At 74.4% G+C, this 19964-nt stretch carries 19 protein-coding genes; 10 read left to right on the forward strand and 9 right to left on the reverse strand.

The features are described 5' to 3' along the window. Positions 1–8 precede the first annotated feature (8 nt). A complete protein-coding gene (locus tag JOD66_RS11540) occupies positions 9–506 on the reverse strand; it encodes a hypothetical protein (protein ID WP_204837020.1) in 498 nt (165 codons plus the stop codon). A gap of 83 nt (positions 507–589) precedes the next feature. On the opposite strand from JOD66_RS11540, the gene JOD66_RS11545 reads away from it, so the two are divergent. Then, a complete protein-coding gene (locus JOD66_RS11545; RefSeq protein ID WP_204837021.1) occupies positions 590–1828 on the forward strand; it encodes an MFS transporter in 1239 nt (412 codons plus the stop codon). 74 nt (positions 1829–1902) lie between these two features. On the opposite strand, the gene JOD66_RS11550 is transcribed toward JOD66_RS11545, so the two are convergent. Continuing rightward, the gene (locus tag JOD66_RS11550; protein ID WP_307823453.1) at positions 1903–3396 is read right to left on the reverse strand and encodes an FAD-dependent oxidoreductase; all 1494 of its coding nucleotides are present in this window, start codon (positions 3394–3396) and stop codon (positions 1903–1905) included. A 56-nt stretch (positions 3397–3452) separates the two neighbouring features. Between JOD66_RS11550 and JOD66_RS11555 the strand changes: the two genes are divergently transcribed. The 3 genes from JOD66_RS11555 to JOD66_RS11565 are packed head-to-tail and all read left to right on the forward strand — an operon-like array spanning position 3453 to position 5668. Continuing rightward, positions 3453–4106, forward strand: a complete 654-nt coding sequence (locus JOD66_RS11555; protein WP_204837022.1) for a TetR/AcrR family transcriptional regulator — start codon at positions 3453–3455, stop codon at positions 4104–4106. Further along, positions 4103–4744 (forward strand): class II aldolase/adducin family protein, encoded by a 642-nt coding sequence (locus tag JOD66_RS11560; protein WP_204837023.1) that lies wholly within the window; start codon positions 4103–4105, stop codon positions 4742–4744. The genes JOD66_RS11555 and JOD66_RS11560 overlap by 4 nt, the downstream gene beginning before the upstream one ends. Continuing rightward, a complete protein-coding gene (locus tag JOD66_RS11565; RefSeq protein ID WP_239545199.1) occupies positions 4745–5668 on the forward strand; it encodes a carbohydrate kinase family protein in 924 nt (307 codons plus the stop codon). Here the strand turns inward: JOD66_RS11565 and JOD66_RS11570 are convergent. Beyond that, a complete protein-coding gene (locus JOD66_RS11570; protein WP_204837024.1) occupies positions 5626–6897 on the reverse strand; it encodes an MFS transporter in 1272 nt (423 codons plus the stop codon). The genes JOD66_RS11565 and JOD66_RS11570 overlap by 43 nt on opposite strands. 1 nt (position 6898) lies before the next feature. After that, positions 6899–7480, reverse strand: coding sequence for an ArsR/SmtB family transcription factor (locus JOD66_RS11575; protein ID WP_204837025.1), 582 nt, complete (start codon positions 7478–7480; stop codon positions 6899–6901). A 103-nt stretch (positions 7481–7583) separates the two neighbouring features. Here JOD66_RS11575 and JOD66_RS11580 point away from each other — a divergent pair, with 103 nt between their 5' ends. Together JOD66_RS11580 and JOD66_RS11585 are read left to right on the forward strand one after the other, a co-directional pair. Continuing rightward, positions 7584–8192: a GNAT family N-acetyltransferase gene (locus tag JOD66_RS11580; RefSeq protein WP_204837026.1), complete on the forward strand. Its 609-nt coding sequence runs from the start codon at positions 7584–7586 to the stop codon at positions 8190–8192. A gap of 9 nt (positions 8193–8201) precedes the next feature. After that, positions 8202–9428 carry a PucR family transcriptional regulator gene (locus JOD66_RS11585; RefSeq protein ID WP_204837027.1) on the forward strand — a complete coding sequence of 409 codons (1227 nt, stop codon included), beginning with the start codon at positions 8202–8204 and terminating at the stop codon, positions 9426–9428. A 27-nt stretch (positions 9429–9455) separates the two neighbouring features. On the opposite strand, the gene JOD66_RS29095 is transcribed toward JOD66_RS11585, so the two are convergent. From JOD66_RS29095 to JOD66_RS11600, 3 genes are all read right to left on the reverse strand, one after another. Then, on the reverse strand, positions 9456–10919 hold the full coding sequence (locus JOD66_RS29095) for a fatty acid desaturase (protein WP_204837028.1): 1464 nt from the start codon (positions 10917–10919) through the stop codon (positions 9456–9458). A 106-nt stretch (positions 10920–11025) separates the two neighbouring features. Then, entirely contained in the window at positions 11026–11886 is an 861-nt protein-coding gene (locus JOD66_RS11595) for an oxygenase MpaB family protein (RefSeq protein WP_204837029.1), read from the reverse strand. A 116-nt stretch (positions 11887–12002) separates the two neighbouring features. Continuing rightward, positions 12003–14237, reverse strand: coding sequence for a HelD family protein (locus JOD66_RS11600; RefSeq protein WP_204837030.1), 2235 nt, complete (start codon positions 14235–14237; stop codon positions 12003–12005). 172 nt (positions 14238–14409) lie between these two features. Here JOD66_RS11600 and JOD66_RS11605 point away from each other — a divergent pair, with 172 nt between their 5' ends. Beyond that, on the forward strand, positions 14410–15033 hold the full coding sequence (locus JOD66_RS11605; protein WP_204837031.1) for a TetR/AcrR family transcriptional regulator: 624 nt from the start codon (positions 14410–14412) through the stop codon (positions 15031–15033). Positions 15034–15201: 168 nt separating this feature from the next. On the opposite strand, the gene JOD66_RS11610 is transcribed toward JOD66_RS11605, so the two are convergent. Then, positions 15202–16089, reverse strand: coding sequence for a TIGR03619 family F420-dependent LLM class oxidoreductase (locus tag JOD66_RS11610; RefSeq protein WP_204837032.1), 888 nt, complete (start codon positions 16087–16089; stop codon positions 15202–15204). A gap of 35 nt (positions 16090–16124) precedes the next feature. Between JOD66_RS11610 and JOD66_RS11615 the strand changes: the two genes are divergently transcribed. The 3 genes from JOD66_RS11615 (at position 16125) to JOD66_RS11625 (ending at position 19313) form a co-directional block, all read left to right on the forward strand. Further along, a complete protein-coding gene (locus tag JOD66_RS11615) occupies positions 16125–18062 on the forward strand; it encodes an oxidoreductase (RefSeq protein WP_204837033.1) in 1938 nt (645 codons plus the stop codon). A gap of 92 nt (positions 18063–18154) precedes the next feature. After that, the gene (locus JOD66_RS11620; protein ID WP_204837034.1) at positions 18155–18661 is read left to right on the forward strand and encodes a SigE family RNA polymerase sigma factor; all 507 of its coding nucleotides are present in this window, start codon (positions 18155–18157) and stop codon (positions 18659–18661) included. Beyond that, a complete protein-coding gene (locus JOD66_RS11625; RefSeq protein ID WP_204837035.1) occupies positions 18654–19313 on the forward strand; it encodes a hypothetical protein in 660 nt (219 codons plus the stop codon). The genes JOD66_RS11620 and JOD66_RS11625 overlap by 8 nt, the downstream gene beginning before the upstream one ends. On the opposite strand, the gene JOD66_RS11630 is transcribed toward JOD66_RS11625, so the two are convergent. Next, positions 19300–19905, reverse strand: a complete 606-nt coding sequence (locus JOD66_RS11630) for a hypothetical protein (RefSeq protein ID WP_204837036.1) — start codon at positions 19903–19905, stop codon at positions 19300–19302. The genes JOD66_RS11625 and JOD66_RS11630 overlap by 14 nt on opposite strands. Positions 19906–19964: the final 59 nt, after the last annotated feature.

Raw genomic sequence — 19964 nt, forward strand, 5'->3', positions numbered from 1 at the left:
GCCGAACGCTACTGCGGACGTCCCCGCCAGCGACCGACGAGACCCGCGCCGAGGAGCATCACGGCGACGAGCGGGAACAGGTACTCCGGCAGCGAGAACCAGAAGTACGTCGAGGGCAGGTCGCGCGCGAACTCGAAGAAGCTGCGCACGTCGGCGACGTACCAGAGGAAGGGCAGCAGTCCCCAGACCACGCCGGCCAGCAGGGGCCCGAGGCCGGAGACCCGGGCGCACGCGACGACGGCGAGCAGGATCAGGCCACCCGCGAACATCTGGAGCAGCTCGCCGGCGGCCTCGCCGTTGTCGAAGGTCCGGGCCAGCACCTGGCGATAGCTCCCGGCGCCGTGGTCGAACACCAGGACGCCGACGGGCGTCAGCACCAGCGCGACGACCACACTGGCGAGATGTCGCAGCACCATCGACGAGCGGCGGCCGGGCGTGGCCGGCCGGAAGGGGGCCGGGCCGTGCGGAGGAGGGGGCGGGGTGGGGAGAGCACCGGTCTCGGTCATGGTCGCGATCCTGCCCCTGCGGCGTACCGGACGAAACGGGTATTTCGCTTCCTAATACTTCGTCAGCGAAGTACTCTCCTTCGGTGACCACTCCCTCGCCCCTGCGTTCCCGCGACTTCCGGCTGCTCGTCGGCGGCGTCGCGGTGAGCGGGCTCGGGTCGGCGATGACCCCGGTGGCGCTCGCCTTCGCCGTCCTGGACCTCGGCGGCAGCGCCACCCAGCTCGGCCTGGTCGTGGCCGCGTTCTCGGCGGCCGAGGTCCTCACCATCCTGTACGGCGGCGTCCTGGGCGACCGGCTCCCCCGCCAGCTCCTCATGCAGGGCTCGTCCGCGGCGACCGCGGTCAGCCAGGGCGCCTGCGCCGTCGTCCTGATCACCGGCGAGGGCTCGTTGCTGTTCCTCACCCTGATCGGCGTCGTCAACGGCTGCCTCGGCGCCATCGCCCAGCCGGCGTCCAACGCGATGACCCGCTCGACGGTCACCGAGGCGCAGCTGGGCCGGGCGGTGGTGCTGCGCAGCCTGGCCACCCAGACCGCGTACGCCGTCGGCTTCGCCCTCGCCGGCGTGATCGTCGCGGTCACCAGCCCGGGGTGGGCGATCGCGGTCGACGCGGCGACGTACGCCGTCGCGGCGGTGCTGTTCGCGCTGATCCGGGTGCCGAGCACGCCTCCGGCCGCGCGGGAGCGCCTGCTCGCCGAGCTGGCCGACGGCGCCCGCGAGGTGTTCCGGCACGCCTGGCTGTGGCTGCTGATCGGCCAGGCGCTGCTCTACCACCTGTGCTTCGGCGGCGTGCAGGGCGTGCTCGGGCCGATCGTGGTCGGCGACACGTGGGGCAAGGAGGCGTGGGGCTGGGCGCTCTCGGCGCTGATGGCCGGCTTCGTCGTCGGCGGCCTGGTGGCGCTGCGCTGGCGGCCCCGCCACCTGCTGCGCTGGGGCGTGGTGATGCTCTCGCTCACCGCCGCCTTCCCGCTGGCGCTGGCCGCCGCCGGCGACCTGGGCGTCGTGCTCGCGGGCGCGTTCGTGCACGGCGTCGGGCTCCAGCTGTTCAGCGTCAGCTGGGACCTGGCGATCCAGGAGAACGTCGCGGAGGACATGCTCGCCCGGGTCTACTCCTTCGACTCGGTCGGCTCGTACGTGTGCCGCCCGCTCGGGCTGGCGCTCACCGGCCCGGTCGCGGCCGTCGTCGGCACCGACCGGTGGCTGGTCGTCGTCGCCGCCGTGATCGGGCTCAGCTCGCTCGCCGCGCTCGCCGCCCCCTCGGTGCGGCAGCTGACCCGGCGTCCGGCGCCACTGCCCGTGGTTCCGGATTCCGCGCGCATCTGACGAATGGGCTGTGATCTCGGCGAGTTCACAGCCCACTCGTCAGATACGCGGTTCCCAACCCGACCCACGCCCGGTCAGCGGAGGGTGTCCAGCACCTCCCGAGCGGCGCGCTTGCCCGAGCGGACCGCGCCGTCCATGTAGCCGGTCCAGTACGTCGAGGTCTCGGTCCCGGCCCAGTGCACCTTGCCGTGCGGGGTCCGGATGTGCCGGCCGTGGACCGACAGCACGCCCGGCGGGTAGATCGCGGTGGGCCCGCCGCCGGTCCACTGCTCGCGGGTCCAGTCGTGCTCGGTGTAGTCGATGGGGTGCAGCGCCTGCTCGCCGAACATCGCGGCGAAGCCCTCCAGCACCGCCGTACGACGCTCCTCGAGCGAGCGGTTGCCGTACTGCTGCCACGCGGAGCCACCGACGAACGCCAGCAGCACGCCGTGCCCGGTGTCGGCGACGTGGTTGTCGAACGCGACCCGGACCGCGCCGGACTCGGCGATCCCGAAGCCGGTGAGCCCCCGGTCGCGCCAGAACGGCTTGTCGTAGACGGCGTCGCACTTCATCAGCCGGCCCATCTGGACCTGCTCCAGCAGGGCCTGCCGGCCGGCGGGCAGCGCCGGCGCGAAGCCGATCCCGAGGACCTGCTTGGGCGGCGCGGCGACGATCACCCGGCGGGCGCGGACCGTGCCGCGGCGGGTGTGCACCCGGACCCGGCCGTGGGCCGGCTGCACGATCCTGCTGACGGCGGCGTTCAGCGCGATCCGCTTGCCGAGCCGGCGGGCGAGCTCGAGCGGGATCCGCTGGGAGCCGCCGACGAACCGGCTCTCCTGGGCGCCGCCCGCGGTGTCGGAGTTGCGCTCGAAGGTGCCGGGGGTGGTCTCGTTGCCGGAGCAGGCGATGTAGTGCAGCACGAAGAGCAGCGAGACCTGGTCGGGGTCGGCGCCGAAGCCGGGCTGGGTCCAGGACTGGATCAGCCGCTCGATGCCCTTGCTGTTGAGGGTGTTGCGGCGCAGCCAGTCGCCGAGGGAGATCGCGTCCCACTCGGCGGCGCGCGGGTGGGCCCAGGGCGCGTCGACCGGGACCTCCCTGGCGAAGCCGTTGAGGCGCTGCAGCGCGAGCGCGGCGTCGAGCAGGATGGTCGGGTCGGGCGGGACGGTTCCGGTGAACTCCATCCGGCCCAGCAGCGAGGACAGGTAGACGTTCTTGCCGGTGACGTACTCGTCGAAGGTGGCGATGCCGAGCTTGTGGGCGAGCTGCTTGATGTGGTCCTGGGTCGGGCCGACGAAGGCGCCACCGGCCTCGATCGTGCCGCCGGTGGGCAGCTCGTGGTTGAGCACCCGGCCGCCGACACGGTCGCGGGCCTCGACGACGAGAACGGAGTGCCCTGCGGCTCGGACGCGGCGGGCGGCGACCAGCCCGGCCAGCCCCGCGCCGACGACGACCACGTCGACCTTGCGCGGCAGCCTCCCCTTCCGGACGCCGGCCGCGACCTCGGCCTCCAGCGCGTCGAGGGCGAGGACGCCGAACGCGGCCGCGCCGCCGGCGATCAGTCCGCGGCGGCCCATCTCGATCGTCTGCACGGCGCCTCCGAAAGTGAATCTGTGTCAGGTTCGGTTTCGGAGGCTACACTGCACCCATGCCTTCCGCCACCGTCGAGCCCAGCGCGGGCCCGAGCCGCCGCCGGGTCCCCGCCCAGGCCCGGTCCCGGGAGCGGGTGGAGCGGATCCTCGACTCGGCCGCGCGGCTCGTCGTGACCAACGGCGTCGAGGGGCTCACGACACGCTCGATCGCGGAGGCGGCAGGGCTGCCGGTCGCCTCGCTCTACCAGTACTTCACCGACAAGGAGGCCGTGCTCCTCGCGCTGTGCGAGCGCGACATGGCCGAGATGGACGACCAGGTCGCCACCGACCTCGCCGCCGTCGCCGAGCTCACCGTCGCCTCGCTCGTCGACACCGTGATGCGCGCGTTCGTGAAGGTCTATCACCGCCGCCCGGCCTTCATGCAGATCTGGATGCGCGGGCGCACGAACCCGGCCATCTACGACTACGGGCGCCTCCACAACCGTCGTACCGCCGAGAACCTGCTCGCCTTCGGCCTCGACGCCGGGCTGCTCGCCGCCGGGCCGTACGACGCCGACCAGCTCGCCGCCGTCGCCGAGCTGGCCGTCGAGGTCGGCGACCGGGCCTTCCAGGTGGCCTTCGAGAACGACCCGCGCGGCGACGCCTTCCTCATCGACCAGGCGATCGCGCTGGTCACCGGCTACCTCGACCGGATCGCCACCGGGCGATGAGCCGGCTCAGGAGCGCGGTCGCGGCCGCGTCCCGGCAGCTCGCCGACGCCGGCCTGCTGGTCGGCACCGCCGGCAACGTCAGCGCCCGCGCGGGCGACCTGGTCGCGATCACCGCCACCGGCGTCCGGCTCGGCGCCTGCTCCCCCGACGACGTCACCGTCGTCGACCTCGACGGTGCCCTCGTCGAGGGCACCCTCGCCCCCACCAGCGAGCTCGCCCTCCACCTCGGCGTGTACGCCCACGGGCCGGCCGCCGCGGTCGTCCACACCCACGCTCCGTTCGCGACCGCCCTCGCCTGCGTGCTCGACGCGCTGCCGGTGCTCCACTACCAGCAGCTCGCACTGGGCGGCGAGATCCGCGTGGCGCCGTACGCCACCTTCGGCACGGCCGAGCTCGCCGACCACGTCCGGACCGCGCTGGCCGGCCGCGGCGCCGCGCTGCTGGCCAACCACGGCTCGGTCACGGTCGGCGGCTCGCTCGACGCCGCGGTCGAGAACGCGCTGCTGCTGGAGTGGCTGTGCCAGCTGCACCACCGGGCCAGCGCCCTCGGCCCGCCGCGGGTGCTCACCGAGGAGCAGCAGGCCGACGTCATCCGGGCCGCGCTCGAGCGCGGCTACGGCAGCACCCAGGAGATCTGAATGAGCATGGTGGTCGCCGCCGTCGGCGTGCACGTCCTCGACACCCACGTCCTCGGGATCGAGTCCATCCCGGCGGGCTCCGAGGGCCAGCTGGTCGAGACCATCCGGATGTCGCCGGCCGGCACCGCCGGCGGCACCGCCGTCGTGCTCAGCCGGCTGGGCGCCACCGTCCGCTCGTACGGCGCCGTCGGCACCGATCCCGTCGGCGACACCCTGCTCGCGCTGCTGCGCCGGGAGGGCGTCGACGTCGCCGGCCTGGTGCGCAAGGACGCGGCGCAGACCTCGGCGTCGGTGCTGCCGGTCCGGCCCGACGGCGCCCGCCCGGCCTGGCACTGCATCGGCGCCAACGGGGCGCTCACGCTCGACGACCTGCCTGCCGACGTACTCGACGGCGTGACCCACCTGCACCTCGGCGGACCGGAGTTCCTCGGCGGCGACGCGGCCGCCGACCTGCTGGCCCGCGCCCAAGCCGCCGGGATCACCACGTCCGTCGACATCCTCGCGCCCGGCGACCCCGGCATGCTGGACTGGATCGCGGCCGCGCTGCCCCACACCGACCACCTGCTGCCCAACGACGAGCAGGTCCTCGGCTTCACCGGTGCCACCACCCTGGCCGAGGGCGCGCGGGCCCTGGTCGCGGCCGGCGCGGGCTGCGTGGCGGTCACCCAGGGCGCTCGGGGCGCACTGGTGGCCACCGCCGAGACGGTGACCGAGGTGCCGGCGTACGCCGTCGAGGTGGTCGACACCACCGGCTGCGGGGACGCCTTCTCCGCCGGCTACCTGCGCGGGCTGGCGCTGGGCCGGACGCCGGTCGAGGCGGCCGCGCTCGGCTGCGCCACCGCCGCCCAGGTGGCGCAGGGTCTCGGCACCGACGCCGGCGACTACGACCTCGCGGCGGTCGAGGCGCTCCTCGCCCGGGCCTGAGGCCGTACGTCGATGGTGCGCCAGGTCGGCGAGAGCAGGGGCGCCATCGTGGCGGCCAGGTAGGCGAGGCCGAAGAGCAGCAACCCCGTCGACAGGCCCGTGCCGGTCACGGCGAGCCCGGCGAGCAGGCCACCCAACGGCATCAGCGACCACGACGCCGCGAGCGACAGCGCGCTCACCCGGCCCATCGCCTCCTCCGGGATCCGCTCGAACTGCACCGCGCCCAGCACCGGGTTGATGAAGCCGGCGCCGAGGCCGGTCACGACGTGCACCAGGGCCACCAGCCACAGCGGCGCACCCACCGCCAGGACGACCCAGCGCGGGGCGCCCGCGAGCAGGTAACCGACCACGTAGGTGCGGAACCGCGGCAGTCGCTCGGCACGCCAGGTCGCCAGCACCGACCCGGCGAGCGCCGCGCCTCCCATGCACGCACCGAGCAGGCCGATCGCGGCCGGTCCGCCGCCCACGTCGTCGGCCCACACCGGCAGCATCACCGACGAGTAGCCCTGGTCGAGCAGGTTGGTCACGGCGACCATCGCCATCATGCCGAGCAGCACCGGGTCGCGGCGCAGGATCAGCCAGCCGCCCCGCAGCTCGGCGAGGTACGACGACCGCCGGCTCGGCCGCCCCGGCCCGCGCCCGGCTCCGGCGTCGAGGCGCCGGGTCGACCACGCGAGGACCAGCGCGCAGACGAGGAAGGATCCCGCGTCGACGAGCAGCGCCGGCGCCGGTCCGAGCGCAGCCACCAGGCCGCCGCCGACCGCGGCACCGACCAGCGCGGAGAGCCGGTCGGTGGTGCCGACCAGGCCGGTGACCCGCTCCGTCGGCAGCTCGACGTACCGCACCAGCGCGGGGACCAGGGCGTGCCGGGCCGCCTCCGAGGGCCCGCGGAGCAGGCCGGTGAGGGCCACCAGCACGACGAGCAGCGGGAGGCTGAGCCGGCCGGCGGCGTACGCGAGCGGGACGGCGGCGACGGCGAGAGCGGAGGCGAGGTCGAAGCCGATCGCCACCCGGCGCGCGCCGGCACGGTCGATCCACGGTCCGCACAGGGCCTGGGCCAGGACGAGCGGGAGCAGGCCCGCGAACGCCACCAGGCCGGTGCTCGTCGCCGACCCGGTGGTCGTCAGCACCAGCCACGGGACGGCGATCTGCGCGAGCCGGGTACCGGCCAGGGAGATCGCGTCGGCGGCCAGGAAGCCGGCGAGGGCTCGTCCGGAGGCCGCGCGCACGTCACTCGTCCCGGGGCGCGACGTGTCCCGGCACCGGGAACGCCTGGATCTGGAAGGCGAAGGGCACGGCGTCCTCGCCGGGCTCGTCCTCGCAGGACGCGATCAGCTCCTTGATCCGCGCGGTGAGCTCGGCCGCCCGCGACGCGGGGATGGTGTGCACCCAGTCGCTCACCGTCGACGCGGCCCGCCACTCCTTCGGCAGCAGCGGCCGCTCCTCCATCGCCGCCTGCAGGTTCTGCGCGTACATCACGGTCGCCGCCTGCAGGAAGGCGTCGGCGACGTCGCGCTCCTCCGGGGTGCGCGCGTCGGCCGCCCGGCTGTGGGTCTCCTGGTGCGCCGCCCGCCACCAGCGCTCCCGCGCGTTGCCCCGCTCCGCGTCGTCGACCACGAAGCCGTGCTCGGCGAGCTGGCGCAGGTGGTACGACGTCGCGCCGCTGTTGAGCCCGAACCGGGTGGCCAGCGTGGTGGCCGTCGCCGGCCCCTCGATCCGCAGGTGGCTGAGGATCCGCAGCCGGGTCGGGTGGGACAGGGCCCGCAGCCCCGCCAGGTCGGGGGTCACCACGCCGGGTCGCTGCTCGGTCATGGGACGACCCTAGAACTGCAAAGACTTATTTGCAAACAACTCTTTGCGATGGGGCCGTGGAAACCCGTGGCTCGGCCCGCCACGGGTCCGCGAGGATGGCGCCGTGAGTCCCGAGATCCGCGCCCCGCGCCCCGACGAGAGCGAGGCCGCGCTGCGGGTCGTCGCCGACGCCTTCGGCGCGGAGGGTGCCGCCGTGGCGGGCCTGTGGCGCGATGTCGTCTCCCGCGGCCTGGACCGGGCCCAGCTGGTCGCCGTGGCCCCGGACGGTGCGGTGGTCGGTCACGTCGGCCTCAGCCATGGCTGGCTGGACACCCGGCCCCGCCTGCTGGACCTGCTCGTCCTCAGCCCGTTGAGCGTCGCCCCCGCCCACCAGGCCGGCGGCATCGGCACCACGCTGCTGCGCGCCGCGGTCGCCGAGGCCGACCGGCTCGGCGCCCCGCTCGTCGTCCTCGAGGGCGACCCCGGCTACTACGGCCGCCGCGGCTGGGTCCCGGCCGCCGACCTCGACATCGAGGCACCCACCCACCGGGTCCCCGGTCCGGCCTTCCAGGCGGTGCCGCTGGCGACGTACGAGAGCTGGATGCGGGGCCGGGTCGTCTACCGCGAGGTGTGGTGGGAGCACGACTCGGCGGGGCTGCGGGACCCGCTGCTCGCCCAGGTGGAGGCGGCTCTCGAGCGCGGGCGCCCGGCCGAGACGCCCGCCGCGCCCTAGTCTGACCCGATGAGCAGCGAGTCCGTGCCGTCCGAGCTCGCACCCTGGCTGCTGGCCTACGTCGCCGAGCAGGCTCAGCCGGACCGGGTCGACGCGTGGGTGGACCGGGTGGCCAGCGCGATCGTGCGCGAGATGCCCGAGGTGGCCGCGGTCGAGGGACTGCCGGAGCTGCTGCGGGTGACCGTCCGCGAGCACTGGGTGGCCTTCCTCGGTGACATCGCCCAGCCCGAGCAGCACTTCCACCTGCCCGAGGCGGCGCGCCGGCTGTCGGTGGACGTGGCCGACCGGCAGCTGCCGCTGGAGTCGCTGATCCGCTTCTACCGGGTCGCCCAGCAGGAGGTGTGGGCCTACGTCAGCGAGCTGATCAAGGCACTGCCGCCGGCCGACTTCGACCGGGCCGACCTGCTCATGTACTTCTGGAACCGGGCCGGCATCTGGCTCGACGAGTCGATCACCGAGTCGGTGACGGCCTACCAGGCGGCCCGCTCCAGGGTGCTGGCCGGCGCGGCGGCGCAACGCTTCGAGTCGGTGCGCTCGATCCTGGCCGGCGAGCTGGCCGACCCGCGCGAGGCCTCCGCCGCGCTGGGCGGCTACCCGATCTCGGTCCACCACACCGCGCTCGTGCTCTCCGCCGGGAACGCCGAGCGGGCCGGCGCCCTCGAGGCGCTCGCCGCCGACCTGGCCCGCCGGATCGGCGCCGCCAACCCGCTCGTCGTCAAGCCGGGCGGGCGGCAGCTGTGGATGTGGCTCGGCACCCGCGACCAGCCGGACCTGACCGGTCTCGCCGCGGCCGCCGCGGACCTGCGGGTCGAGAGCGTGGTCGTCGGCGTCGGCTCCGCCACCCCTCACCTCAGCGGCTTCGCCGCCTCCCACCGCGAGGCGCAGGGCACGCTGCGGGTCACCGCCCCCGACACCGACGACTGGCTGGCTGTGTACGCCGACGTCGAGCTCCCCGTCCTGCTCGGCTGCTCACCGGAGGTCGACCGGTTCATGACCCGTCGGCTCGGACCGCTCGCCGGCGACGACGAGTCCGTCCAGCGGATCCGCGAGACGCTGGCGGCCTACCTCGACAGCGGGGGCAGCGCCGAGGAGGCCGCGCAGGCGCTCGTGGTGCACCGCAACACGATCCGGTACCGGCTCGGCCAGGCCGAGGAGATGCTGGGCGAGCCGGTCACCAGGATCAGTCCGCAGCTCGCGGTCGCGCTGCGCCACCACCAGCTGTTCCACCGCTCCTGACCCTCGTCGTACCGGACGATCTGGTCGTCAGAGCGCCCCCTTCACGACCATCTCGTCCGGTACGACGGGCCTGAAGTCGACCTTCTCGCGCACGCCGCAGTCGGGGCAGCACCAGTCGTCGGGAATGTCCCGCCACGCCGTACCGGCGGCGAAGCCCTCGAGCTCGTTGCCCTGCGCGACCTCGTAGACGTACCGGCACCCGGGGCACTGCGCGGCGAGCACCTCGCCCACGAACTCGTGGGCGCTCTCGTCCTCGCGCAGGGCGGCGGCCTCGGCCGCGAGCTTCGCGGCCGGGACGGGGTACCTGCTCAGCAGCTTCTCGCGCTTGGCGGGGTGCAGGTTCGCCAGGCGCAGGTCACCGTCGTAGTGGGCGACCACGCGCTTGTCCATGAGCGCCCGGAAGGCCGGCGGGAACAGGGCGACCACGATCATCCCGGTGTAGCCGGTCGGCAGCACCGGCGCGTCCTTGAAGTCGCGCAGGGTCTGGTAGCGCCGGGTCGGGTTGGCGTGGTGGTCGCTGTGGCGCTGCAGGTGGTAGAGCAGCACGTTGGTGGCGATGTTGTTGGAGTTCCACGAGTGCGCCGGGGTGACCCGCTCGTAGCGCATCCGGCCCGGAGTGCCGACCTTCTGGCGCACCATCCCGTAGTGCTCCATGTAGTTGACGACCTCGAGCAGGGAGAAGCCGACGACGGCCTGGAGCAGGAGGTAGGGCAGCAGGCTGAGCGGGTTGACGTCGTACGCCAGGCCGAGCCAGAGCATCAGCCCGCCCCACAGCGCGACGGTCATCAGCCAGGCGTTGAGCACGTCGTTGCCGAGGTGGAAGGGGTGGGTGCCCTTGCGCTGGAAGCGCCGGGCCTCCAGCTCCCACGAGCTCTTCAGCGAGCCGGTGACGGTGCGCGGCCAGAACCGGTAGACGCTCTCGCCCATCCGCGCGCTGGCGGGGTCCTCCGGCGTCGCCACGCGGACGTGATGGCCGCGGTTGTGCTCGATGTAGAAGTGACCGTAGAACGTCTGCGCCAGGGCGATCTTCGACGCCCAGCGCTCGACCGACTCGCGCTTGTGCCCGAGCTCGTGGGCGGTGTTGATCGCAACGCCGCCGACCACGCCGACCGAGATGGCGAGGCCGACCTTGGCCGCGACCGACAGGTCGGTGGTGGCGAGGTACCACATGGCTGCGACGAACCCGGCGTACTGGACCGGGAGGTAGAGGTAGGTCACCCATCGGTAGAACCGGTCGTTCTCCAGGGCGTCGATCACGTCGTCGGGCGGGTTGGTGTCGTCGTACCCGGCGAACAGGTCGATCAGCGGGATCAGGCCGAAGAACACGACCGGCGTGAGCCAGAAGAAGAGCGCCCGGTCGCTCGCCTCGAACAGCGCGATCCCGACGATCGGGGTGAGGGGGACGACGAGCCCGAGGATCCACAGGTAGCGCTTCCTGTCGCGCCACGGGACCGCCGTACCGTCGGCTCCTTGCGTTGCGTACCTGGCCATCGGTGCCTCCTTGGGGGTAGGCAGCAACCGTCGCAGCAGCGGCGGCCCCCGATCTCGGGCGAGGAGCACAACCCGGACCGGGACCGTTGGTGGCCTGCACAACGGGTCAGGCCGACGCCGCCGGGGTCGCCATCGCCCACCGGATGGTGCCGACGGCGGCGGCTCCCAGCGCCCGCCCCGCCGTACGCTCGGCCAGCGGCAGCCAGGGCAGTCGGAGCGGGAGCCGCGACCAGGCCGGCATCAGGCCCACCGCCGCCGAGGCCAGCACGCCGTACGCCGGCCGGGCCAGCAGGGGCAGCGGGGGCCGGAGCAGCACGTAGCCGACCGCCTCGCGCGCCTCCGGCGTCCCGCGCAGCTCCGGCCGGAAGGCCGCCAGGGCCTCGTCGAGCTCGGCCACCGTGGTGGGCGGGTCGAGCACGCCGAGCCGCCGCGCCACCTCGGCGGTCTGGGCGACATAGCCGTCGTACCCCGCCGCATCCAGCGGCTCGGCGCCGTAGACCCGGTGGGCGCGCAGGAAGCTGTCGACCTCGGCGACGTGGACCCACCGCAGCAGGTGCGGGTCGGACGCGGCGTACGCCGATCCGTCGGGCATCGTCCCGCTGACCCGGTCGTGGATCGCCCGCACCGCGTCGACGGCGCGCTGCGCGTCGGCAGCGGTCCCGAAGGTGGTGACGGCGAGGAACCGGCTGGTGCGCGCCAGCCGCCCCCACATGTCGCCGCGGTAGCCGGAGTGCTCCGAGACCGCGCGCATCGCCGCCGGATGGAGGCTCTGCAGCAGCAGCGCCCGGATCCCGCCGACGAACATCGCCGCGTCGCCGTGGACCCGCGCGATCGGGCTGTCGCCGGCGAACCAGCGCGGCCCGGGGGTGTGGTGGATCCGGTCGCGGTGGCGGGCACCGTCGGGCCCGGCGACCCGCAGGAAGAGCGCCTCCCCCAGCCGGCCGCGCACGTCCTCCACCCTCGTCATCCGTCCAGTGTGCCGGTGCGGGCAATCCCGTGGGGGCGGCGGTTCCGTCGCACCGGACGATCTGGTCGTGAATCGGGGGAAATACGACCAGATCGTCCGGTGCAACCCGGAAAGCCTCAGCCCACCGTGGTGAGCAGCTGGGTCGCCCGGGTGAGCACGACGTACAGCGTCGCGCGGCCGGTGGCCGACTCGTCCTCGATCTCCTGCGGCCGGACCACGACGATGCCGTCGAACTCCAGCCCCTTGGTGTCGAGGCCGGTCAGCACGACCACCCGGTCCTCGCCGGACGGCGCGACCGAGGAGTCGATCGCCGCGCGGGCGCCGGGGGCGTCGGCGGCGAGCTCGGGCCAGGAGGCGAGCCAGGCGTTGACCTCGGACCGCCGGGCGACGGGTACGACGATCCCCACCGTCCCGGACACCCGGCCGGCGAGGTCGAGGACGGCGGCGCGGGTGGCGGCCTCGAGCTCCGCGGCGCCCGCGCCCGCGGCCAGGTCGACGACGACCGGAGACTCACCGGTGCGGCGGACCGCGTCGGGCAGGTCGGCGTCGAGGCCGACGCGCGAGGCGTAGGCGGCGGCGTACGCGTAGATCTCGGCGGAGTTGCGGTAGTTGGTCGACAGGTGGAAGGAGTGCACCTGCTTGCGCTCCAGCGCCTCGGCGCGGGCCGCGGCGGACTCGGCGGGCACCGGCCAGGACGACTGGGCGGGGTCGCCGACGATGGTCCACGAGGCGGTCCGGCCGCGGCGGCCGACCATCCGCCACTGCATCGGGGTGAGGTCCTGTGCCTCGTCGATGAGGACGTGGGCGTAGCCGTCGTCCTCGATGCTCGAGATCGGCGGACGCCAGGCGCGGCCGGAGGGGGCGAACTCGCGGTCGGAGGCGGTCATCAGCTCCTGGATGTCGACCGCGCCCTCGATCAGCGCCATCGGGTCGTCGCGCTCGTCGTCGGCCTTCTGGGGTACGTCGCCGAGGGCGTAGCGCAGCTCGTCGAGCAGCGGCACGTCCTCGATCGAGATCTGCGGGCTGATCGGCCGGGTCGGGTCCAGCCCGGCCCAGGTCTTCGCCAGCAGCCGCTGCTCCTCGCCGCTCAGCAGGCCGTCGGCGACCCGCGCGAGGAACTCCGGGTCGCGCAGCCAGCACAGCACCGTCGGCGCGTCGAGCGGCGGCCACCAGGCGAGGGCGAAGTCGAGGAAGTCGTCGCGCGAGAGCATCTCGTCGTTGAACTTCTCGCGGCCCTGCTCACGACCCCGCTCGCCGCGGACCTGGCGCCACAGCGCGTCGAGGAGGGCGTTCGAGACCCGCGGGAGCTGCTTGTTGCGCAGCCCCTGCGACATCAGCTGGCGGCGTACCTGGCCGAGCTTCCCGCGGTCGAGGACCAGCCGGTCGTCGCGCCAGAAGACGCGGTACTCCCGGGGGCTGCCGGGCGCCTGCTGGCGCGCCGTGCGACGCATCAGCTCGGCCATCCGCGCCGAGCCCTTGATGTCGGCGACGGCCGGCTCGTCGTGGCGGGTGGCGCGGACCTCGTCGACGACCTCACCGAGGCTGCGCAGCGCGACCGCCGTCTCGCCGAGCGAGGGGAGCACCCGTTCGATGTAGCGCATGAAGACGCCGGACGGGCCGACGACGAGCACGCCGCCGCGCTCGTAGCGCTGGCGGTCGGTGTAGAGAAGGTACGCCGCGCGGTGCAGGGCGACGACGGTCTTGCCGGTGCCGGGGCCCCCGGAGATCGACACCACGCCCCGCGAGGGCGCCCGGATCGCCTTGTCCTGCTCGGCCTGGATGGTCGCGACGATGGAGTGCATCGAGCGGTCGCGGGCGCGGGAGAGCTGGGCCATCAGCGCGCCCTCGCCGACGATGGGCAGCGCCCGGCCGGCGGCCTCGGCGGCCTCCAGCCCGTCGGCGTCGAGCAGCTCGTCCTCGACCCCGACGACCGAGCGGCCGGCGCTTCGGAGCACCCGCCGGCGCAGCACGTGGTGCGGCTCGGCGGCGGTGGCCTGGTAGAAGACCGCGGCGGCCGGCGCGCGCCAGTCGATCAGCAGCGACTCGTGGTCGTCGTCGCGCAGGCCGATCCGGCCGACGTACCGCGGCGCGGGGTCGACGGCGGCATCGAGGTCGAGCCGACCGAACACCAGGCCCTCGTGGGCCGCGTCGAGCTGCGCGATCCGCTTGGCCGCCTGGAAGACCATCGCGTCGCGCTCCACCAGGCCGCCCTCGTGGCCGAGCCGGCCCCGGGAGTGCCCTTCCCTCGCCAGCTGCTGCGCGGCCTTCCCGGCCTGCTCCAGCTGCCGGTAGACCCGGTCGACGAAGGCCTGCTCTGCCGCGACCTCGCGCTCCACCAGCTCATCTGCCACCGACGTGACCCCTGCCGTCCGCACTCGTTCCTGAAGAGCCGCCCGAAAGCGGCAAGCCACCAACTCTACAGGCGGCCGAGAAGGCTTCGAGGACGGGACAGCGAACTCCCACCAAAGGCACTACTGTGGAGGTGAACGGCCCGAAGCATCGCGTGTCCAAGGGGGGAACACGATGAGCGTCACGCCCGGGACCACCATGTCCCGCAAACCGAACCGCCGCGGCGTCGCCGCGCGCGAGAAACTGCTGTCCACCGCGGTCGAGATGCTCGGGACCGGTCGTCCGGAGACGGTGTCGATCAACATGGTCGCGAAGGAGGCCGGGCTCAGCTGGGGCTCGGTGCAGAACCTGTTCGGCGACTCCGACGGGTTCTGGTCCGCGGTCGCCGACCAGGTCGCCGAGGTCGGCCCCAGCCTCTGGGGCCAGCCGCGCACCACGACCCTCGCCGACCGGGTCGCCGAGGTCGCCGAGCTCTACTGCTCGGTCCTCGCGTCGCCGTACGCCGTCACGGTCGAGACCATGCGCTGGGCACTGCCGCGCCCACTCGAGACGCTGGCCGAGACCCATCCGCGCACCGCCGCCTCGATCCGCCATCTCGACGAGCTGTCGATCCTGGCGTTCAACCGCTTCTTCGACGGGGTCGAGGGCCTCGACGACGAGCGACGCGCCGCCATGTCGGAGCTGCTGCCCGCGATGCTGCGCAGCCTGCGCAACGAGCAGCTCCTCGGCACCCACATCGACCTCGACCGCGCCCACCGCGTGATCGTGGCGATGCTGACGGCCTATCTCGAGGGCTAGGGCGTGTCTCCCAAGTCGGCGCCGTCGCGAGCGGCGTTTCCGGCCGATCGGGCAAGGCGGCGGAGCGATGTCGTGCCGGATCGCCCTTCGAGCGACGCCAACGCAGCCAGATCGAGTCGGAGACGTCGCGCAGCAGGCGGGGACTTGGGAGACGCGCCCTAGGCGTGTCTAGGTGACCGCGAGCAGGGCCCGGGTCGGCGCGATCACCTCGGCGCCGAACCGGGCGATGCCCTCGAGCCGCTGCTCCAGGGTCGCGTCGGGCGGGTAGTAGTACATCCACGGCATGGTCATGCACATGGTGACCCCGCCGCGCGCGGCCCGGGCGAAGTCCTCCGGCGCGACGGCGTCGGTCAGCGCCGGTACGACGGCGAACGGCTCGGCGAGGTCCCTGCCGGCCTCGCGCCGCAGGTCCCGCAGCCGCTCGGCGATCTCGATCGCCTGGTCGACACTCGCCATGTCGCCGATCCAGCCGTCGTTGCGCGCCGCGCGGCGGAAGGCGACGTCGGACAGCCCGCCCACCCAGACCGGGATCGGCCCGGGCGGCTCGGGCAGCATGACCAGCCGCTCGCAGCTGTAGAACTCGCCGGCGAACTCGGTCCAGCCGGGCCGCCACAGCTCGCGCATCAGGTCCAGGCCCTCGTCGGTACGCCGGCCGCGGGTCGCGAAGTCCTCCTCGAGCAGCTCGAACTCCTCGCGGCACCAGCCGACCCCGACGCCGAGGGCGACCCGGCCGCCGGACAGGGCGGCCGCCGTGCCGACCGCCTTGGCGACCACGAACGGGTTGCGCATCGCGGCGACGTAGATCGAGGTGAAGAAGCGCAGCTCGGTGGTGACCTGGGAGAGCGCGCCGATGGTGACCCACGGGTCCGGCCAGTCGACCTCGGGCTTCCAGCGTCGGCCGCCGTCGCGGGTGTAGGGGTACGGCGTCGCGATCGTCTCCAGGTCGACCACGTGGTCGGCGAGGCTGAGCGCGGCGAAGCCCGCCTCCTCCGCGGCGCGGGCCAGCGGCACCAGCTGGTCGATCGGGTGGTAGGCGGTCACCATCGCGAAGTCCACGCGAGCACCCTAGGCGACGGAGTAGAACATGTTCTATGCCTTCGGACTACCCGCACCTCCTCGCCCCCGGCCGGATCGGCGCGATGGAGCTGCGCAACCGCATCGTGATGTCGCCGATGGAGACGATGTACGGCACCCCCGAGGGCCATCCCTCGGAGCGGACCATCGCCCACTTCGCCACCCGCGCGGCGGGCGGGGTCGGCCTGGTGACGGTCGGCGCGACCGGGATCGACCCCGAGCACCCGGAGACCCCGGGCGGGCTGCAGATCGGCGAGGACCGGGCGGTCGCCGCCCACCGGCGCCTGGTCGACGCCGTCCACGAGCACGGTGCCCGGATCCAGCCGCAGCTGGTGCACGCCGGCCCCGACGGGCTGGGCCCGGAGCTGTTCGGAGTGACCTCGATCGGCCCGTCGGTGATCGGGTCGTACCTCACCGGGCGGCCGTCCGCCGAGGCCACCAAGGAGCAGATCGCGGCCGTGCTCGACCGGTTCCGGGCCGCCGCGGGGCGGGTCCGGGAGGCGGGCTACGACGGGCTCGAGCTGCACGCCGCGCACGGCTACATGTTCCTCGGCTCCTTCCTCGCGCCCCAGCGCAACCGCCGCGGCGACCGGTACCGCGGCACCTCGCTCGAAGGCCGGATCCGGGTGGTGCTCGAGGCGCTCGCCGCCATCCGCTCCGAGGTGGGCCCGGACTTCCCGGTGACCCTGCGCGTCTCCGGGTACGAGCGGGTCGCGGCCGGGCGCCCGATCGGTGACACGGCGGCGATGGCGCCGCTGCTCGTCGCGGCCGGGGTCGACGCCTTCCACGTCAGCGGCGGCGTGATCGACCGGCTGGTGACCGGGATGGTCAACGCGGCCGACGACGGCGACGGGCTCAACGTCGGCGGCGCGGCGGCGGTGCGCCAGGCGGTCGACGTACCCGTCATCGCGGTGGGGCGGCTGCACGACCCCGCCCTGGCCGAGCGGGTGCTGGCGGAGGGCCGGGCCGACTTCGTGGCGCTCGGCCGCCCGCTGCTCGCCGACCCCGACCTGCCGCGCCGGCTCGCCGGGTGGGACGGGGGCGCGGCGTCGGTGCGCCGGTGTATCTCGTGCGAGAACTGCATCGACACCCTCGAGGAGCGACTGGCCGCGGAGTGCGCGGTCAACCCGCTCACCGGACACGAGCTGGAGCTGGTCCGCCCGACCGCCGCGGCCCGGCGGGTGGTGGTCGCCGGCGGCGGTCCGGCGGGCCTGGAGACCGCCTGGCGGGCGGCGGCGGCCGGCCACGAGGTGGTGCTCCTGGAGGCCACCGACCGCCTCGGCGGGGCGCTCGTCGACGCCTGCGCCGTGCACCCCGAGAACCGGCCCTACCTGGACTGGCTGCTCGCGCGGGTGGCCGCGAGCACGGTCGACGTGCGGTCCGGTACGCCGGCCGAGGCCGCGGTCGTGCGGGCACTCGACCCGGACCTGGTCGTGGTCGCGACCGGTGGCCGGCTCGTGCTCCCCGACCTGGCGGGCGCGGACCTGCCGCAGGTGGTCGCGGGGATCACCCCCGGCCGGCCGCCCGAGGGACGACGGGTGGCCGTGGTCGGCGGCCGGCTGGCCGCGGTCGAGTGGTGCGAGACGCTGGCGCGCGCCGGACGGCTGGTCACGCTGCTGCACCCGGGGCCGGAGCTCGCGCCGGAGTTCGGGGCCAAGCGGCGCACCGAGCACATGGACCGGCTCGACCGGCTCGGCGTCACCGTCCACGTCGGCTGCGAGGTCCGCGCGGTCACCGCGGAAGGCGTCGCGTGGACGCCCGCACACGGCACCGCGCGGGTGCTGCCGGCCGACACGGTGGTGCTCGCGGGAGAGATGGTCGCCGACCCGGCGGTGCGGGACCGGCTGGTGGCGGCGCTGCCCGGGGTCGACGTGCGGATGGTCGGGGAGGCGAACGGGAACGGCCTGATCCGCGGCGCGAGCGCGGACGCGGCACGCCTGGTCGCGACCCTGTGACAGGACAATCAGCGCAGTGATGCAACCTTCAGGGGACACAGTGGCCTTGGGGTAGTCGTGAACACGAAGTCTCGGGAGGGGGTGAGCGGCGCGTGGACGCCGAGTTCGCCGCGTTCGTTGCGGCGAAGCAGCACGGCCTCCTGCGCTACGGCATGCTCCTGACCGGAGGCGACCCTCACACCGCCGCCGACCTCACCCAGGAGACCTTCCTGCGGCTGGGGCGGCGCTGGCGGCACGTCCGCGACGTCGAGCACCAGGACGCCTACGCCCGCCGCACCATGACCCGGCTGTGGTGGAGCCGCAGCAAGCGCGACCGGCGCGAGCAGCTGCGCGCCGAGCCCGAGGAGCGGGCGGTCGCCGACACCGGCCCCGACTGGGAGTCCGAGGTCTGGGCCGCGCTCCAGCAGCTGCCGCCCCGCCAGCGCGCCGTGCTCGTGCTGCGCTACTACGAGGACTGCTCCGAGAAGGAGATCGCCGAGGTCCTCTCCTGCCGCCCCGGCACGGTCAAGAGCCAGGCCAGCCGCGGCATGGCCCACCTGCGCCGGCTGCTGGGCGTCGACCTGGCCGACGGCACGGTCCGGAGGTCGGCGCATGAGTGACCTCGACAAGCAGCTGCGCGACTTCGTCCGCGACGGCGAGGTGCCCGTCCCCCACGTCCCCGACCTGGTCGAGCGGGTCGCCGCCGCTCAGCGCCGCCACCAGCAGCGCCGGCACCGGGCGGTCGGCGCCGCGCTGGTCGCCTGCGTGGCCGCCGGCGTGGGCGTGGCGGGCGTCCTCGCGCTCGGCCCGCGCGAGGCCGTCGACCCGGACCCCGCCTCCGCCCCCGCCTGCGGCAGCGTCACCGTCGAGTCGGCGAGCGTGAGCACCGCCGACACCGATCCCGCGCCGGCGCGCTCCCTCGCCATCCTCCTCGACGGGCCCGCCGCCCGCGCCTGCCCGCTCGGGCCGGGCGTGCGGATCGAGATCGGCACCGGCCCCACCTCCGTCGGCACGACGATCCCCGCCGGCGCCGCGACCGTCCCCCTGGGCGTGGGCCAGCGCGCCGTGCTGATGCTGTCGTGGCGCAACTGGTGCGGCGGCCCGGCGCCCGTCGTCCGGCTCCGGTTCGTCGACGGCTCGGCCGTCGAGACCGTGCTCGACGACGACACGCCGTCGTGCGCCGACCCGGCCACGCCGACGGCACTGGAGTTCGTGGCCGCACAGACCATGGACGCGCAGCCGGGTGCGTCCGAGCCGCCTACCGCATCTTGACCGAGTTGGCCGCGGCGTCGAGCGCGCCGAAGTAGCCCGAGCTCGCGACGTAGCCGTAGGACGCCCCGCCGTAGGACGCGTTGTTCCAGACCTTGAACTCGCAGCGCGCGTAGCCCACGCCCGAGCGGATCCGGTTGCGCCACGCGGTGGTCAGCGTCGGCCAGGCCCAGTCGACATCGGGGTCGTCGTCGCAGCCGCTCGGCGCCTCCATGACGAGCGCCGCCCCGGTGGAGTTGAGGCCGTCGTAGAAGATCGCGGTCACCACCGAGGCCAGGGGCGCCGCGGGAGCCCCGGCGGCCCGGAAGGCCGGCTCCCCGGACGCCCCGGACAGGCCGGCCTCGATCGCCGCCACCGTGTCGGGGTCGGCGAGGTCGCTCGTGCTGAGCCCGGACGCCGGCTCCCCGGTGACCGCCTCCAGCAGGGCGTCCGCGCTCGGATAGCACCGCACCTCACCGGTCGTCGCCTGCATCAGGCAGGCCTCGTCGCTCGGCCCGGCCGCGCTGGCCCGGGCCGGCGTACCTCCGGGCAGGAGGGTTGCCGCCACCGCCAGCACCGCTCCCGCCACCGCGAACCTGCTCGTCCTCGTCTGCACCAGATCCACCTCCCGCCTGTTGCATGCTCCGGATCGCCCCGGCGCAAACTCCTCGGCCG

Source organism: Nocardioides nitrophenolicus (genome assembly GCF_016907515.1).
Classification (GTDB): Bacteria; Actinomycetota; Actinomycetes; order Propionibacteriales; family Nocardioidaceae; genus Nocardioides; species Nocardioides nitrophenolicus.

What these genes read in the sequence shown, in the direction of transcription:
- JOD66_RS11540 (WP_204837020.1), bottom strand. Translation starts at nt 506, where the DNA reads ATGACCGAGACCGGTGCTCTCCCCACCCCGCCCCCTCCTCCGCACGGC.
- JOD66_RS11555 (WP_204837022.1), top strand. Translation starts at nt 3,453, where the DNA reads ATGCCTTCCGCCACCGTCGAGCCCAGCGCGGGCCCGAGCCGCCGCCGG.
- JOD66_RS11560 (WP_204837023.1), top strand. Translation starts at nt 4,103, where the DNA reads ATGAGCCGGCTCAGGAGCGCGGTCGCGGCCGCGTCCCGGCAGCTCGCC.
- JOD66_RS11565 (WP_239545199.1), top strand. Translation starts at nt 4,745, where the DNA reads ATGAGCATGGTGGTCGCCGCCGTCGGCGTGCACGTCCTCGACACCCAC.
- JOD66_RS11575 (WP_204837025.1), bottom strand. Translation starts at nt 7,480, where the DNA reads ATGACCGAGCAGCGACCCGGCGTGGTGACCCCCGACCTGGCGGGGCTG.
- JOD66_RS11585 (WP_204837027.1), top strand. Translation starts at nt 8,202, where the DNA reads ATGAGCAGCGAGTCCGTGCCGTCCGAGCTCGCACCCTGGCTGCTGGCC.
- JOD66_RS29095 (WP_204837028.1), bottom strand. Translation starts at nt 10,919, where the DNA reads ATGGCCAGGTACGCAACGCAAGGAGCCGACGGTACGGCGGTCCCGTGG.
- JOD66_RS11595 (WP_204837029.1), bottom strand. Translation starts at nt 11,886, where the DNA reads ATGACGAGGGTGGAGGACGTGCGCGGCCGGCTGGGGGAGGCGCTCTTC.
- JOD66_RS11605 (WP_204837031.1), top strand. Translation starts at nt 14,410, where the DNA reads ATGAGCGTCACGCCCGGGACCACCATGTCCCGCAAACCGAACCGCCGC.
- JOD66_RS11615 (WP_204837033.1), top strand. Translation starts at nt 16,125, where the DNA reads ATGCCTTCGGACTACCCGCACCTCCTCGCCCCCGGCCGGATCGGCGCG.
- JOD66_RS11625 (WP_204837035.1), top strand. Translation starts at nt 18,654, where the DNA reads ATGAGTGACCTCGACAAGCAGCTGCGCGACTTCGTCCGCGACGGCGAG.